This is a genomic window from Synechocystis sp. IPPAS B-1465, from assembly GCF_003015225.1.
GTDB lineage: Bacteria > Cyanobacteriota > Cyanobacteriia > Cyanobacteriales > Microcystaceae > Synechocystis.
In genome coordinates this window covers 1,657,184-1,672,352 of the sequence record NZ_CP028094.1, presented here as the reverse complement: position 1 = coordinate 1,672,352, position 15,169 = coordinate 1,657,184, and the positions used below count along the sequence as shown (strand labels likewise).

Sequence of the window (15,169 nt, the reverse complement as noted above, 5' to 3'; positions counted from 1 at the left end):
TACTGCTCAAAAAATATCTAAATCAACAATAATCAATCCCATGTCTAAAACCATTGTTATCGATCCCGTTACCCGGATTGAAGGCCATGCCAAAATCTCCATTTTCCTCAACGACCAGGGCAACGTAGATGATGTTCGTTTCCATGTGGTGGAGTATCGGGGTTTTGAAAAATTTTGCGAAGGTCGTCCCATGTGGGAAATGGCTGGTATTACCGCCCGTATTTGCGGCATTTGTCCGGTTAGCCATCTGCTCTGTGCGGCTAAAACCGGGGATAAGTTACTGGCGGTGCAAATCCCTCCAGCCGGGGAAAAACTGCGCCGTTTAATGAATTTAGGGCAAATTACCCAATCCCACGCCCTAAGTTTTTTCCATCTCAGCAGTCCTGATTTTCTGCTTGGTTGGGACAGTGATCCCGCTACTCGCAATGTGTTTGGTTTAATTGCTGCTGACCCCGATTTAGCTAGGGCAGGTATTCGGTTACGGCAATTTGGCCAAACGGTAATTGAACTTTTGGGAGCTAAAAAAATCCACTCTGCTTGGTCAGTGCCCGGTGGAGTCCGATCGCCGTTGTCGGAAGAAGGCAGACAATGGATTGTGGACCGTTTACCAGAAGCAAAAGAAACCGTTTATTTAGCCTTAAATTTGTTTAAAAATATGTTGGACCGCTTCCAAACAGAAGTGGCAGAATTTGGCAAATTTCCCTCCCTATTTATGGGCTTAGTTGGGAAAAATAATGAATGGGAACATTATGGCGGCTCCCTGCGGTTTACCGACAGTGAAGGCAATATTGTCGCGGACAATCTCAGTGAAGATAATTACGCTGATTTTATTGGTGAATCGGTGGAAAAATGGTCCTATTTAAAATTTCCCTACTACAAATCTCTGGGTTATCCCGATGGCATTTATCGGGTTGGTCCCCTTGCCCGCCTTAATGTTTGTCATCACATTGGCACCCCGGAAGCAGACCAAGAATTAGAAGAATATCGGCAACGGGCTGGAGGTGTGGCCACGTCCTCTTTCTTTTATCATTACGCCCGCTTGGTGGAAATTCTTGCCTGTTTAGAAGCCATCGAATTGTTAATGGCTGACCCTGATATTTTGTCCAAAAATTGTCGAGCTAAGGCAGAAATTAATTGTACCGAAGCGGTGGGAGTGAGCGAAGCACCCCGGGGTACTTTATTCCACCATTACAAGATAGATGAAGATGGTCTAATTAAGAAAGTGAATTTGATCATTGCCACGGGCAACAATAACTTAGCCATGAATAAAACCGTGGCCCAAATTGCCAAACACTACATTCGCAATCATGATGTGCAAGAAGGGTTTTTAAACCGGGTGGAAGCGGGTATTCGTTGTTATGATCCCTGCCTTAGTTGTTCTACCCATGCAGCGGGACAAATGCCATTGATGATCGATTTAGTTAACCCTCAGGGGGAACTAATTAAGTCCATCCAGCGGGATTAAACAAAAAACATTCAGACGGTCAAAAAAATACCCCGGCATCACCGAGGGCATATCTAGGAGAACTCAATGTCAATGGAAGGTACCGAAACCCCTAGAACCCGTGCCCTTAATAGTTCATGCAAAGGAATTCTGTCGGGTTTCCATAGCCTTATGTTTTTTATAGTAAACATAATGTTAATTTTTGTCAACGAGACTTGACGTCCGGTTCATTTTGTTGGTAGTGGTGCGTGTCCCACGGCGATCGCCCCATTCTGGCCGCCAAAGCCAAAACTGAGGCAGAGACCATAGTTTAAAGGGCTAGTTGCTGGCTGAACTGATTCAATGCGGACAAAGTTGAGGGGAAATTCAGGTTCTTTCAAACCAACACAGGGGGGCAATTTTTGCTGATGAAGGCTTAATAAAGTCAAAGCTACGGCGATCGCCCCGGAAGCGCCCAGGGTATGGCCAGTGGCCCCTTTGCTGGAAGTAATGAGAGGATTTTGAGGAAAAAGAGTTTGGATTAAAGCGGCCTCCCGTTGATCGTTGAAAAGAGTGCCAGTGCCGTGGGGATGAATCAAGTCAATTTGCTCTGGGGTTAAACCACTGCGGGTGAGGCAATGCTTCACGGCTTGCTGGGCACTGTGGTTATCAAAGGCAGGAGTACTACGATGGAGTGCATCACAACTAAAACCCCAACCCAAAATTTCACCGTAAATTCTGGCTTTTCTCTTCTGGGCTAATTCCCGGGTTTCCAATACTAACAAAGCTCCCCCTTCCCCCAACACTAAACCCTGGCGCTGGCGATCGAAGGGATAACATCCATCCGGTGCTAGCGTGGCCATTTTGCTAAAACCAGCCAATGTGAGCGGTGTAATGGGGGCTTCCACTGCCCCGGCCAACACCCGTTGGCAATGGCCTGTTCTAATTAACTCCACTCCCTGGGCGATCGCCCATAACCCAGTGGCACAGGCGGCCATGGGGCATTGCATCACCGTTACTTCCGGTAGAAGTTGGGCAGCTAAACGGGCGGCCTGATCAGGTAAAGTCTGCCACCAATCCACAAGCTTAAAGTTGGGGGCCACCGGAGGCTTAATGTTGCGCCCAACCCAATCTTCCCAATGGCATTGGTTAGCCCGACTAGAACCGATCGCCACTCCCCAGGGTTGTTCAGCGGGATCAAGTTGGGCATCATCAATGGCGGCCTGCACCAAGGGCGGAACCAATTGTCCCAGGGAACGAGGATAATTTCCCTGTAATGCCAAGGGGAACGATGGCAAGTTTATAAAAGGTTGCTTGGGCTTGATGGCCGTTTTTCCCTGTAACAACTTTGTCCAAGTTTGTAATTGATCTCCCAAGGCAGTGTCCAGGGCTAGCCCAGTGACCACCACTCCCATAGCCAGAGCCTCTATTGGAGCCGTTTTTTGTTTCCCCTGGCGGTCCATGGCCCAATTAACTACTAGCTTCGGGAATGGCAATTTCCAACATTTGCACCCGCCGGTCTAGGGCTTCCAATTCATCCTTTAGGCGATCGCCTTGCCCCACAATCACCGCAATCATCTGTTCGGGCTGGAGATACTTAGCCGCTACCCGTTGCACATCCTCCACTGTGGTGTCCATCACCGCCTGTTGGTAAGTGAAAATAAAATCCTCTGGATAACCGTAATACTCGTAGGTCATCAAACGGGAAAGGGTTTGCCCCGGCCTTTCAAAATTAAAAACAAAGGAATTTAAAATTGAATCTTTGGCATAGGCCAATTCCTCAGCGGTTACTTCAGTGATGCGTAACTTTTCAAACTCCTGTAACAGGGATTGGAGAAATTGCACCGTGGTTTCCGTGCGGGTAGGACCCCCAGCCAGAAAGTAACCGGGATAATCATAGGCAGCCTGCCAACTACCGGAAACGCTATAGGCCAAGCCCTGGGTGGAGCGAATATTGTTAAACAACCGGCCTGCAAAACCCCCCAGTACCCCATTCATCACCGACAGGGCAGCGTAATCCGGGCTGTCCACCATGCCGCCAATTTGTCCCAAAAGAACATTGCTTTGGGTAACGTGGGGCAAATTAACTAAAAAAACTTCACTGTCGTTAACTTGGCTAGCGCTGGGGGGAGTCAACTGGGGAACAGTCCCCGACCCTTGCCAATTACCAAACCTTTCCGCAATGGTTTGTTTGATGGTTTCGCTGTCAAAGTCCCCCACAATGCCTAAAATCATCTGGTCTGGACGGACGTAGCGCCGATGAAAATCAATAATGGCCTGGCGGTCGATATTGGCTAAGGTTTGGTACTCCACCGTGCGGGCATAGGGGCTGGTGGGGCCGTAAAGCATTTTACTAAATTCCCGGCTGGCAATATCTCCAGGGTCATCGTTACGCCGGGCAATGGCTCCTCGAAGTTGGTTTTTAGCCAGGGCAATCTGGGCTTCATCAAAGGCTGGGGTTTGGAGAACTTGGGCAAATAGGTCAAAGACTAGGTCAAAGTCCTTGCTCAAGGAGGAAAAACTAGCAGAACCGGAAGAGGTGCCAATGCTAGTTTCAATGGCAGCGGCCTTTTGCTCCAATAAATTATTCAGTTGGGCTGGGGAGTTTTGTTCTGTTCCCCCCAAACGCATGGTGGTGCCCGTCAACTGGGCTAGCCCCACCTGATCCGCCGGTTCCCAACGGGATCCTGCCCGCATCACCACCGATCCCGACACCAGGGGCAGTCTCCGGTCAGGCATTAGATAAACCACCAAACCGTTGGGCAGAGTGTAACGTTCGTATTCCGGCAGGTTAATCTCCGGCAGGGGGGGAAACGTCAACTGATCATGGGTTTTGGGTTGGTTCTCCAGATCCCTGGCAATGGCTGGAGTTAAATAAACATTGCTAAAAACGGCGATCGCCATCACCAAGGTGGCCACCAGGACGAATCGTTGCCAGGGCTTAGCGTTAGGAGCCACTGTTGGGGAAGTTTTCCAAGGTTTTTTCATAGGGCAAACAAGGCGATCGGACATTCCTAGTCCCCATGGGCCACTGGGACTGGGGCGGAAGCAAAAACGGTTACTAGTGCCAAGGCAAAAGCCTCCCCAATGCTAACAGTGCTTAACACCGGGAAGACTTTGGTTAACCAAGCTGGGTTGGGCCATGGTGCTGACCAACGACAACCGTCCCGACTAGACGGCTCCACCGGCCGCTTGCAGGCGAGCCCGAGCTTTTTTGTAATTGTTAGAAGCTTTCAGTTGGTTGGGTTTATCTTCCCCCCGGTTGGCCTCTTCCAAAGCCCCCTGGGCTGCGGTGTAGGCTTGGCGGGCCGATTCAGCATCAATGGTGGTGCCTAATTCAGCGCCGTTGACCAATACCTTAACTTCATTATTTTCTACCTCGGCAAAACCCCCCATGACGGCAATATTCTGCCAGTCTTTACCTGGGCGCACCCGCATCACGCCAATTTCCAAAGCGGTGAGCAGGGGAGCATGGTTACTGAGGATACCCAGTTGACCGGTGGTGCTGGGGAGAATGAGTTCCTGCACTTCCTCATCCCAAACTACCTTATCCGGTGTGATTACCCGTACTGTTAACGTCATTTTTAGGAATTTCCCTTTGATAGCGTTTCTATACAAACAACTGGCGATCGCCGGCCAGGAAGAAGGGGGATAACAGGCAATGGTCATCCTAGAAAACCACTGCTATTCCCCCTAACTATTTCCTAACCTAGACCCCAGGTTATTAACTTAACCCTCTTTGAGCTTGGCACCTTTGGCCTTAGCTTCTTCAATGTCTCCCACCAGGTAGAAAGCTTGCTCCGGTAAATCATCCAATTCACCAGCCAAAATCGCTTTGAAACCTTTGATGGTGTCAGCCAGGGAAACGTACTTGCCGGGGGCACCGGTAAATACTTCGGCGACGAAGAAGGGTTGGGAAAGGAAACGCTCAATTTTCCGAGCCCGGTCTACGGTCAAACGGTCTTCCTCAGACAATTCATCCAAGCCAAGAATGGCAATAATATCTTGCAATTCTTTGTAGCGTTGCAGGGTGGATTGCACTTCCCGAGCGGTGTCGTAATGCTCTGACCCAACGATGGAGGGCTGAAGCATGGTGCTGGTGGAATCCAAGGGGTCCACGGCGGGGTAAATACCTTTAGCGGCCAAACCACGGGAAAGCACGGTGGTACCGTCCAAGTGGGCAAAGGTGGTGGCGGGGGCGGGGTCAGTCAAGTCGTCCGCCGGTACATACACAGCCTGAATGGAGGTAATGGAACCTTCCTTGGTGGAGGTGATACGCTCTTGCAAATCACCAACGTCCGTACCTAAAGTGGGCTGGTAACCTACCGCAGAGGGCATCCGGCCCAACAGAGCCGATACTTCCGAACCAGCTTGGACGAAGCGGAAAATGTTGTCGATGAAGAGCAATACGTCCTGTTTGTTCACATCCCGGAAATATTCCGCCATGGTCAAAGCGGTTAAGCCTACCCGCATCCGAGCCCCGGGGGGTTCGTTCATCTGACCGTACACCAGAGCAATTTTGGACTCTTCCGGTTTGTCGGCGTTGATTACGTTGGATTCGATCATTTCGTTGTAGAGGTCATTCCCTTCCCGGGTCCGTTCCCCTACGCCACCAAATACAGATACACCACCATGTTGGATGGCGATGTTGTTAATCAATTCCATCATGATTACGGTTTTGCCCACACCAGCACCACCGAAGAGACCGATTTTGCCACCCTGACGGTAGGGAGTAAGCAGGTCAATTACCTTAATGCCGGTTTCAAATACTTGGGGCTTGGTTTCCAAATCCACCAATTTGGGAGCGGGACGGTGAATGGGGAAAGTTTCACCAGCGGGCACGGGGCCTTTGTTGTCAACAGGCTCACCAAGAACGTTAAAAATACGACCCAGGGTGCCGGTGCCGACGGGAACGCTGATGGGGGCCCCGGTGTCTACCACGTCCATGCCCCGGACGAGACCGTCGGTGGAACTCATGGCTACGGCTCGGACTTGGTTATCGCCGAGAAGCTGCTGCACTTCACAGGTAACAGCTACTTCGTTACCAGCAGAGTTTCTGCCTTGGACTTTAAGGGCATTATAAATACGGGGCAATTTACCACTGGGGAACTGGGCGTCAATTACAGGCCCGATGACCTGGGTAATTTTGCCAACGTTAGTTGCTTCTTTTACGGCTACCATGCTGATTGTCTAGGAATTTGTTTATAGTTAGACTACAGGATTACTGTTGAGTTTTGGTCAAATTTGCCATCTTTAAGGGTATCACTTTGGGGCTGTCCCCAACTGGTGAGATGGGTCAAATCCTAGGAGGATAGGCGATCGCCGGGGGGAGGTTTTGGAGCAAAAGTTGGAACGGGAAGATTGTCTGCGGGCAATTGCGAGAACTTTGCTGGAAAAGGACTGGGCCACAGCGGTGCGTTTTGCCATAGAGCAACTGGGGCTGTTGTTTGGCTGTCAGCGGGTCCATGTGATTTACCATGACCCAGCCAAGGACTGTTTACACATGGCGGAAGAATGGTGTGCTGTGGGTATTGCCCCCCGGTTATCAACTTTTCAAGGAGTACCGGTGGCCACCTATCCTTGGCTCTGGGCCAATTTGCAGGATAGTGAAGGCGTTTTGGTGAGGGATGTGGAGCAAATGCCGCCGGAAGCTGAGATGGATAAGGTCTCCCTGCAATTTGACCTGGTGAAATCCATCCTAGTGGTGCCCATGGTTAAGGATGCCCAGGTGTTGGGCTACATCAGCATGGTTCATCTCCACGACAACTATGGTTGGAACCCGGAGGAGTTGAACTTGGCCAAACTGGTGGGACAATTTTTGGCGATCGCCCAGGCCCGGCACCAAGCAGAGACAACCCTGACCCAAGCTAAGGAAGCGGCGGATGCGGCCAATCGGGCTAAAACGGAATTTTTGGCCAGTATTAGCCATGAATTACGCACTCCCCTCAACGCCATTATTGGCTTTAGTCAACTGTTGCATCGGGATCCCAGTTTGGCTCCCCACCGTCCCACCTTAGATATCATCAACCGGAGCGGTGAGCACTTATTAGAGCTAATTAACGACATTTTGGAAATGTCCAAAATTGAGGCAGGGCGCACCACCCTCAATGAAAAAATCATTGATTGCCATCGTTTGTTGGATAATCTCCAGGCTCTTTTCCAACTAAGGGCTCAGGAAAAACAACTCCTCCTTAAAGTGGAGCGATCGCCGGAGGTGCCCGAATGGATTAAGACTGACGGGGGCAAATTGCGGCAGGTGTTGATTAATTTGTTGGCCAATGCCATTAAGTTTACTGCCCAGGGCGGTGTCACCCTCAAGGTTAAATGCCTGACCGCTCCCCAGACTGATGAAGGTCAAGGAGCATCCATCTGGCTTCATTTTTTAGTGTCGGATACGGGGCCGGGCATTGCTGCCCATGAAATGGATGAACTGTTTGTACCCTTTGCCCAGACAGAAACGGGGCTTAAGTCTTGTCAGGGGAATGGTTTAGGGCTGCCCATTAGCCAAAAATTTGTTCAGTTGATGGGGGGACAAATTCAAGTCAGGAGCAAGGTCGATCAAGGTAGTGCTTTCTTTTTTGCCATTCCAGTGCAGGTGATGGCGGCCCCCAAGCCAACCCCGGAAACTTCAGCGGTTACCCTGCCGCCGTTAGATCAGTACAATCAAAAAGTTCTTGTGGTGGACGATCGCCCGGAAAGTCGGTTACTACTGCGCCAATTACTCACTAGTCTGGGCTTTGTTGTCCAAGAAGCGGAAAACGGAGAAATGGCGATCGCCCTGTGGGAAAGTTGGCATCCCCAGGTAATTTTGATGGATATGCAAATGCCAGTGCTGGATGGTCGGAGCACTACTCAAAAAATTAAAGCCAGCCCCCAAGGTCAACATACGATCATTATTGCCCTCACCGCCAGTGCTTTTGAAGGGGAACGGGCCGAAATTCTTAGCGCCGGCTGTGACGACTTTTTAAGTAAGCCCTTCCGCCCCGAAGAATTGATTGCCCTTCTGGCTAAACACCTGGCCGTGGCTTTACCTTCCCAGGGGCAACCACCGGCTTCCCCTCTCCGGCCATTTCCTGTGATAACGGCTCCGTCCCTATCAGAACAATTGGCTAAAACTCCCCAGTCCTGGCGACAAAAGATGGCAAAAATGGCTTTAGAATGCAATGACGATGACCTGATTACCTTGGTTGAGTCCCTGCCGACCTTGTCCCCATCCTTAGCTCATCTATTGGCCACCTGGGCCAGGGAATATCGTTTTGAGCAGATTTTCCTAGTGGTTGAATCCAGTTTTGGGGCGGTGACCCTAGCGGGGTAACCCAATTAATTGCTCCCAACTGTACTAACAGGTGTTGAAAATTCAGTTCAACTTCTACTTTTACTCAACTTTTCTTCCCCCTCCACCAATTCCCGCAGGCGATCGCCATGGGCCCGGACTGTAAAACCCTTTTTATCGTCGATGACACCCCGGACAATGTACGTTTGCTGGCCAACCTTTTGTCCGCCCATGGTTACCGAATCCGTAAAGCATTGAATGCTAATTTTGCCCTCAAAAGTATTGAGCAGTCCCCGCCGGACTTGATTTTGCTAGACGTTAACATGCCCACCATGAACGGCTATGAAATGTGTGCCCGGCTAAAGTCCAATCCCCACACCCAAGAAATTCCAATTATCTTTATCAGTGCCCTGGATAATGTGCTTGATAAAGTCAAAGCCTTTAACCTGGGGGGAGCGGATTACATCACTAAGCCATTTCAAATGGAAGAAGTGCTGGCCCGCATTGAACACCAACTGCTACTACAACAACAAAAACATCAACTACGAGCAGAAATCCAAGAACGGAAGCGGGCGGAACAATCCCTGGAGGTTTCCCTACGGGTGGTGTCCCACGATCTCCGTAATCCTGTGTTGGGGTTATCTATGGTGCTCAATAACTGCCTTAAACGGGCCGATCCAGATCAAACGGAACTTTCCCTGCCCCGCCAAACCCTAGAGCAGATGGCCCGCAGTTGTGAACGTCAATTAGCCTTGATCAATTCCCTGGTGGAAAGCCAGCATTGGGAACAACAGGGGGTTCCCTTAGTGTTGCGACGCCTTGATCTGGGCACCCTAGTGAGGGATTTTGCGGAGGAATGGTCGTTGGGGTTGGGGGAGCAGGAAGTAACTCTTAATTTAAATCTGGGGGAAAATTTACCCGCAATCATGGGAGATGCCAACTTTATTTGGCGGGTGCTGGAAAATTTATTGGCCAATAGCCTGAAATACAATCCTTTACCCCGGCCCCAACCGTTGAGCATTACCATTACGGTTACCGCCATAGACCAAACCCTAACCTGTCGGGTCAAAGATAATGGGGTGGGTGTGGATCTGGCCATCGCTGACCGAGTTTTTGAACGTTATCAGCGCGGCGATCGGGAGAACAATCCCCTTGGGCTGGGCTTAGGACTATACGTTTGCAAGCTCATTGTCGAGGCCCACGGTGGCCAAATTGGTCTCAATACTGCGGTTAGTAGGGGGGCAGAGATTTACTTTACCCTCCCCCTGGAAAAAGATTGTGCTTAAAATTTTGACATTTGCTAAGTATTGATCAACAGTGAGCAAAATTAATTGGTGATGCTAAAAGTTTGTGTGGATGCTACAGCAATACGGGGCCAATTGAGTGGTATCGGTTTTTATAATCTCAGTCTGCTGCGAGCCCTTAATGAACTACAACATAGCCAACAATTTCAAGGGCAATTTTCTCTACAAATTTATTATCAACCTGGCTTAAAAGATTGGTGCCAAGGAAATTGGCAAAAAAAACATCATCTGGCCGAATTCACCGATTGTACTTGTTTGCCGTTGCCAGTTACCCTGAGCGATCGCCTAGTTAATTTTCCCAATCCCATTTTGAATTTATTGGAGAAGCGTCTAGACAAACCGGATCTTATCCATGGCATTGACCATTATATTTTTCCTAGCCAAAAAGCCATCAATTTATTAACAATTCACGATCTAACTTTTCTCAAATTTCCCGAATTCGTTCCGCCCATTGTGCAACGTTACCACCAAAGAATTTTGCGTTGTTTGCCCTTTGCCCAGGGAATTTTAACCTTTGCAGAGAGTACAAAACGGGAAATTAACGAATATTACCAGTTTCCCCTAGAACGAATTTTTGTTACTCCCCAAGCTAGTCGTTACCGGGGTTCACAGTTATCCACAGAGCCAAGTTCTCCAAAAAATAAATTCATAAATGAGTCATTGTTAGCCACCATTCCCTACAATTTTGCAGTGCCCTATTTTCTTTTTGTCAGCACTCTGGAACCCCGAAAAAATGTGGTTGGCTTGATCGAAGCCTTTAATTTATTCAAACAAGTCACTAAGGCCCACCACCAGTTAGTGCTCATCGGTCAATTGGGCTGGAAATATGAACCCATTCTCACGGCGATCGCCAATTCTGCCTATCAAGATCAGATTCATCGTTTGGCCTATGTGCCCAACCAGTGGCTAGGGGAATTTTACCAACGGGCGACAGCTTTTGTTTATCCTTCTTTTTATGAAGGTTTTGGCTTGCCAGTGGTGGAGGCAATGAACTTTGGTTTACCGATAATTACTGCTGGGGCTGGATCTTTGCCAGAAGTGATGGGAGACAGTGGTGTATTAGTAGATCCCCAAGATACCCAGGCTCTAGCGTTAGCATTGGAAAAAATTGTTAGTGATACGGATTGGCGGGATCACTTAAGGCAAAAAAGTTTAACTAGGTCTAAGGATTTTTCCTGGGAAAACACTGCCCGTAAAACCCTAGAAGTTTATCAGTCTTTAATTGCTTAACCCATGACTACAGAATTAATATGCTGCAAATTGCACCCCCATCGATTAGCTTAAAAGATTTTCTTGATTTGCCAGAAACTAAACCGGCACAGGAATATGTTGAAGGACAAGTTATTCAAAAACCTATGCCCCAAGGAAAACATAGTGTCATTCAAGGAGAATTGGTTGCAGTCATCAATTCATCCCTGAAAAACCGAAAAATTGCTAGGGCGTTTCCCGAATTGCGCTGTACTTTTGGTGGTCGCTCCATTGTGCCGGATTTGTCTGTTTTTGCTTGGTCCAATATTCCCAGGGATGATGACGGTAAAATTGCCAACTTTTTTCCCCTTGCACCTAACTGGGCCATTGAAATTCTTTCTCCAGATCAAAGCCAAACTAGGGTAATTAGAAATATTCTCCACTGTTTAAACCATGGTAGCGAAATGGGTTGGTTAATTGATCCTGCTGAGCAAATTATTTTTACCTATATTTCAGGAAAACAGCCGAATATTTTTGACCAAGCGGAGCAAATTTTACCCGTGCCAACCTTTGCTTCCAGTCTACAAATTAATTTTGGCTTAGTTTTTGATTGGCTCTCAGAATAAAATCATCGTCATAGTCTAAACAGCCTGAAAGTATTTAAGAATTCTTAAAATTTTTGTCGGCATATCCTCCAATAATCAACTCTAGATTTTCTGATTTTATGGCAACCTATCGCATTGAACATCACACTGAATATCGCTTTAATCAGCCCGTTTATTTACGTCCTCACCGTTTACGATTGCGACCCCGCAGTAATGGTTGGCAAAATCTGCTGACCTATAATCTAACCATTGATCCCCTCCCTGCCGGTTTAGCGGAAATCACCACCCTCGATGGCAATGGCGAACAAAAAGTATGGTTCACTGACCCCACAGAAAAGCTGGCGATCGCCGTGGAATCCTTTGTGCAAACCACCATGGAAAATCCCTTCAACTTTTTGCTAGAACCGTGGGCATTAAAACTACCATTTGACTATCCCCAATCCCTGGCTCAACAATTGAGGGGTTACTTGGTGCCCTACGAAGGTCGTCTTGATCCGGTGGCCGTGGAACTAGCCCAGGACATTGCCCATGATTGCCAGCGACAACCGATCGCCTTTTTACAAAATTTGACCCAAAAACTCTACGAACATTGTACCTATACAGTGCGGGCTATCGGGGAGCCCTGGGAAGCGGGGGTGACTTGGCGCAGTCGAGAAGGCTCCTGTCGAGATCTAACAGTGCTATTTATGGAAGTCTGTCGCGCCATGGGTTTAGCCGCCCGGTTTGTCAGTGGTTACGAAGTGGGAGATCCGGAGATTAGTCAATGGGAACTCCATGCCTGGGCGGAAGTGTACTTGCCTGGAGCTGGTTGGCGGGGCTATGACCCTACCCATGGTTTGGCGGTTGGCGATCGCCATATTGCGTTGGTGGCCAGTGCCATTCCCGCCTATTGCAGTCCGGTGGGGGGAGAAGTGGCACCGGTGAAAACTTTCCTGGAAACAGGTTTGACGGTGCAATCGGAACTAGAAACGGAGGTAAAAATCACCGCTGTGAATGATATTTAATTTAAATATTAATCCATCGATTAATAATTACTGATTATCCATCATGGCTAAAATAATAGCTTGAAAATGTTGATAGGAGATAATTTCTACATTGTCAAATGGGTTTAATGTCAATAGGTCACTATCTCCCGTCACCAAATAATTTGCATTGCCTGAGACTGCCAAATCCAGCAAGAAATTATCTTTTTTGTCTCGATAACTGTCAAAATGAAGATTCACTTCAACCAATTCAACTTTTTCGTTTAACAGTGCGATTAAATTTTGGATGGCTGTTCCGGAAAAGTACTTTTTGAATTTAGGATGGTGTAATACTTCCATCAGCTCAGTAAACAAAGTGTCACTGAATAAAATGACCACTTGGTTATCAATGATGGCTTGATTTAAACCTTGAAGAGTTTTTCCAATTAGAAAACTGATCCAGATATTCGTATCAATTACAACCCGGATAACTTCATTGTTCATGATAATTAGCTTGCCGGACCGATTCAACTTCTTGTGTAATGTCTTCTAAGGTTAATTCGTCAGTTTTGACAGAATTTAAAAATTTGTTAAATCTGGTGCCAAAAGTATCCTTTTCCAAAAGTTCTAATAATTCAAGTTTTTCTTCAAGATTACATTGGGCAATAACACTTTTAAGCTCAGGAAATTCCAGTGATGACAATGAGTGCATTTCAACTTTTCTCCGAGAGGCGAATTATAACTCCCATTATCACATTTCCAAATAGTGCCCCAAGGAGTTGCTTGAAAAGTCCCCTGGCCCCAAGCCTAGGGGGATAGGTTTAAAGTTCTGCAGGGTTGCCAGAGCTTTGGTAGGAAAATTTAGGATCAGATTAGAGCTTTGCCTACCTGCGCTAACCGTCTGTCAATGGACAAAGGGGCGATCGCCATTCCAGACCGATAAAATGTTAAGTTATATCACATTCAAGCAAAGTTCTTAGGAATTACCCCGTATGGTAGCAACGCCCGTTAAACAGAAATACGATATTAAAGATATTAGCCTCGCTCCCCAAGGTCGTCAGCGCATCGAATGGGCGGCCCGGGAAATGCCCGTGTTAAAACAAATCCGGGAACGCTTTGCCCAGGAAAAACCCTTCGCCGGTATCCGCTTGGTGGCCTGCTGTCACGTTACCACCGAAACCGCTAACTTGGCGATCGCCTTGCATGCTGGTGGCGCTGATTCTTTGCTCATTGCCAGTAACCCCCTGTCCACCCAAGACGACGTGGCCGCCTGTTTGGTAGCCGACTACGGCATTCCCGTTTACGCCATCAAAGGGGAGGATAATGAAACCTATCACCGCCATGTGCAGATTGCGCTGGATCACCGCCCCAACATCATCATTGACGACGGTAGCGACGTGGTAGCCACCCTGGTACAGGAACGGCAACACCAACTCAGTGACATCATTGGCACCACCGAAGAAACCACCACTGGTATTGTGCGTCTGCGGGCCATGTTCAACGATGGGGTACTCACCTTCCCCGCCATGAACGTTAACGATGCGGACACCAAGCATTTTTATGACAACCGCTATGGCACCGGCCAATCCACCCTGGACGGTATCATCCGGGCCACCAATATTCTCCTGGCCGGTAAAACCATTGTGGTGGCTGGCTATGGCTGGTGTGGTAAAGGAGTCGCCATGCGGGCCAAAGGCATGGGGGCTGACGTAATTGTCACCGAAATTAGTCCCGTACCGGCGATTGAAGCCGCCATGGATGGTTTCCGGGTCATGCCCATGGCCGAAGCTGCCCACCAGGGAGACATCTTCATCACCGTCACCGGCAACAAACACGTTATTCGTCCTGAGCATTTTGCCGTTATGAAAGATGGGGCGATTGTTTGTAACTCCGGTCACTTCGACATTGAAATTGACCTCAAATCCCTCAAGGAACAAGCCAAGGAAGTTAAGGAAGTTCGGAACTTCACCGAGCAATACATTCTCCCCAATGGCAAGTCCATTATTGTGATTGGCGAAGGTCGTTTAGTTAACCTGGCCGCCGCCGAAGGTCATCCCAGTGCGGTGATGGATATGAGCTTTGCCAACCAGGCCCTAGCCTGTGAGCATTTGGTCAAAAATAAAGGTCAACTAGAACCTGGCATGCACTCCATTCCGGTGGAAGTGGACCAAGAAATTGCCCGCTTGAAACTCCAAGCCATGGGCATTGCCATTGACAGCTTGACCCCCGAACAGGTGGAATACATCAATTCCTGGGCTTCCGGTACCTAAAACCGTTTACGGATTCATTTTTTACCTAAAACCCCTTCAATCTCCCATATTTCGGGGGATTTTTTTATTTTTAGGCAGGCCATAGACGCAATGCCCATAATTCCCCAGGCTAAGTTTTCAATCCCCCAATGTTAGGATTTGCGG

Annotated in this window: 14 protein-coding genes; 7 read left to right on the top strand and 7 right to left on the bottom strand. The window is 48.4% G+C overall.

The window, feature by feature from the left end:
- Positions 1-40: 40 nt before the first annotated feature.
- Complete coding sequence (locus C7I86_RS07880; RefSeq protein ID WP_010872716.1) at positions 41-1,465, top strand: Ni/Fe hydrogenase subunit alpha; 1,425 nt, start codon at positions 41-43, stop codon at positions 1,463-1,465.
- 206 nt (positions 1,466-1,671) lie between these two features.
- On the opposite strand, the gene C7I86_RS07875 is transcribed toward C7I86_RS07880, so the two are convergent.
- The 4 genes from C7I86_RS07875 to atpD form a co-directional block, all read right to left on the bottom strand.
- Positions 1,672-2,886, bottom strand: a complete 1,215-nt coding sequence (locus C7I86_RS07875; protein ID WP_010872715.1) for a beta-ketoacyl-ACP synthase — start codon at positions 2,884-2,886, stop codon at positions 1,672-1,674.
- A 7-nt stretch (positions 2,887-2,893) separates the two neighbouring features.
- The gene (locus C7I86_RS07870) at positions 2,894-4,435 is read right to left on the bottom strand and encodes a pitrilysin family protein (RefSeq protein WP_010872714.1); all 1,542 of its coding nucleotides are present in this window, start codon (positions 4,433-4,435) and stop codon (positions 2,894-2,896) included.
- Between the two features lie 159 nt (positions 4,436-4,594).
- Positions 4,595-5,005 (bottom strand): ATP synthase F1 subunit epsilon, encoded by a 411-nt coding sequence (gene atpC / locus C7I86_RS07865; RefSeq protein ID WP_010872713.1) that lies wholly within the window; start codon positions 5,003-5,005, stop codon positions 4,595-4,597.
- Between the two features lie 147 nt (positions 5,006-5,152).
- On the bottom strand, positions 5,153-6,604 hold the full coding sequence (gene atpD / locus C7I86_RS07860; RefSeq protein ID WP_010872712.1) for a F0F1 ATP synthase subunit beta: 1,452 nt from the start codon (positions 6,602-6,604) through the stop codon (positions 5,153-5,155).
- A gap of 154 nt (positions 6,605-6,758) precedes the next feature.
- On the opposite strand from atpD, the gene C7I86_RS07855 reads away from it, so the two are divergent.
- A complete protein-coding gene (locus tag C7I86_RS07855) occupies positions 6,759-8,738 on the top strand; it encodes a response regulator (protein WP_020861772.1) in 1,980 nt (659 codons plus the stop codon).
- 47 nt (positions 8,739-8,785) lie between these two features.
- Here the strand turns inward: C7I86_RS07855 and C7I86_RS19125 are convergent, their stop codons facing one another.
- The gene (locus C7I86_RS19125) at positions 8,786-8,929 is read right to left on the bottom strand and encodes a hypothetical protein (protein ID WP_223211387.1); all 144 of its coding nucleotides are present in this window, start codon (positions 8,927-8,929) and stop codon (positions 8,786-8,788) included.
- Between C7I86_RS19125 and C7I86_RS07850 the strand changes: the two genes are divergently transcribed.
- The 4 genes from C7I86_RS07850 (at position 8,903) to C7I86_RS07835 (ending at position 12,797) form a co-directional block, all read left to right on the top strand.
- Positions 8,903-9,982, top strand: a complete 1,080-nt coding sequence (locus tag C7I86_RS07850; RefSeq protein ID WP_230401109.1) for a hybrid sensor histidine kinase/response regulator — start codon at positions 8,903-8,905, stop codon at positions 9,980-9,982. The two genes, C7I86_RS19125 and C7I86_RS07850, sit on opposite strands and share 27 nt — an antisense overlap.
- A gap of 51 nt (positions 9,983-10,033) precedes the next feature.
- Positions 10,034-11,230 carry a glycosyltransferase family 1 protein gene (locus tag C7I86_RS07845; RefSeq protein WP_041425818.1) on the top strand — a complete coding sequence of 399 codons (1,197 nt, stop codon included), beginning with the start codon at positions 10,034-10,036 and terminating at the stop codon, positions 11,228-11,230.
- A 20-nt stretch (positions 11,231-11,250) separates the two neighbouring features.
- A complete protein-coding gene (locus C7I86_RS07840; RefSeq protein ID WP_010872708.1) occupies positions 11,251-11,814 on the top strand; it encodes a Uma2 family endonuclease in 564 nt (187 codons plus the stop codon).
- Between the two features lie 98 nt (positions 11,815-11,912).
- Positions 11,913-12,797: a transglutaminase family protein gene (locus tag C7I86_RS07835; protein ID WP_010872707.1), complete on the top strand. Its 885-nt coding sequence runs from the start codon at positions 11,913-11,915 to the stop codon at positions 12,795-12,797.
- A 27-nt stretch (positions 12,798-12,824) separates the two neighbouring features.
- Here C7I86_RS07835 and C7I86_RS07830 read toward each other — a convergent pair whose 3' ends face one another.
- Both C7I86_RS07830 and vap15 read right to left on the bottom strand, forming a co-directional pair.
- Entirely contained in the window at positions 12,825-13,259 is a 435-nt protein-coding gene (locus tag C7I86_RS07830; protein ID WP_010872706.1) for a putative toxin-antitoxin system toxin component, PIN family, read from the bottom strand.
- Positions 13,249-13,467 carry a type II toxin-antitoxin system VapB15 family antitoxin gene (vap15, locus tag C7I86_RS07825; RefSeq protein WP_010872705.1) on the bottom strand — a complete coding sequence of 73 codons (219 nt, stop codon included), beginning with the start codon at positions 13,465-13,467 and terminating at the stop codon, positions 13,249-13,251. Before vap15 ends, C7I86_RS07830 begins: the two co-directional genes overlap by 11 nt.
- A gap of 280 nt (positions 13,468-13,747) precedes the next feature.
- Between vap15 and ahcY the strand changes: the two genes are divergently transcribed.
- A complete protein-coding gene (ahcY, locus tag C7I86_RS07820; protein ID WP_010872704.1) occupies positions 13,748-15,025 on the top strand; it encodes an adenosylhomocysteinase in 1,278 nt (425 codons plus the stop codon).
- The last annotated feature ends 144 nt before the right edge of the window (positions 15,026-15,169 follow it).

What these genes read in the sequence shown, in the direction of transcription:
- C7I86_RS07880 (WP_010872716.1), top strand. Translation starts at nt 41, where the DNA reads ATGTCTAAAACCATTGTTATCGATCCCGTTACCCGGATTGAAGGCCAT.
- C7I86_RS07875 (WP_010872715.1), bottom strand. Translation starts at nt 2,886, where the DNA reads ATGGACCGCCAGGGGAAACAAAAAACGGCTCCAATAGAGGCTCTGGCT.
- C7I86_RS07870 (WP_010872714.1), bottom strand. Translation starts at nt 4,435, where the DNA reads ATGTCCGATCGCCTTGTTTGCCCTATGAAAAAACCTTGGAAAACTTCC.
- atpC (WP_010872713.1), bottom strand. Translation starts at nt 5,005, where the DNA reads ATGACGTTAACAGTACGGGTAATCACACCGGATAAGGTAGTTTGGGAT.
- atpD (WP_010872712.1), bottom strand. Translation starts at nt 6,604, where the DNA reads ATGGTAGCCGTAAAAGAAGCAACTAACGTTGGCAAAATTACCCAGGTC.
- C7I86_RS19125 (WP_223211387.1), bottom strand. Translation starts at nt 8,929, where the DNA reads ATGGGCGGACAAAAGGTTGGCCAGCAAACGTACATTGTCCGGGGTGTC.
- C7I86_RS07845 (WP_041425818.1), top strand. Translation starts at nt 10,034, where the DNA reads ATGCTAAAAGTTTGTGTGGATGCTACAGCAATACGGGGCCAATTGAGT.
- C7I86_RS07840 (WP_010872708.1), top strand. Translation starts at nt 11,251, where the DNA reads ATGCTGCAAATTGCACCCCCATCGATTAGCTTAAAAGATTTTCTTGAT.
- C7I86_RS07835 (WP_010872707.1), top strand. Translation starts at nt 11,913, where the DNA reads ATGGCAACCTATCGCATTGAACATCACACTGAATATCGCTTTAATCAG.
- C7I86_RS07830 (WP_010872706.1), bottom strand. Translation starts at nt 13,259, where the DNA reads ATGAACAATGAAGTTATCCGGGTTGTAATTGATACGAATATCTGGATC.
- vap15 (WP_010872705.1), bottom strand. Translation starts at nt 13,467, where the DNA reads ATGCACTCATTGTCATCACTGGAATTTCCTGAGCTTAAAAGTGTTATT.
- ahcY (WP_010872704.1), top strand. Translation starts at nt 13,748, where the DNA reads ATGGTAGCAACGCCCGTTAAACAGAAATACGATATTAAAGATATTAGC.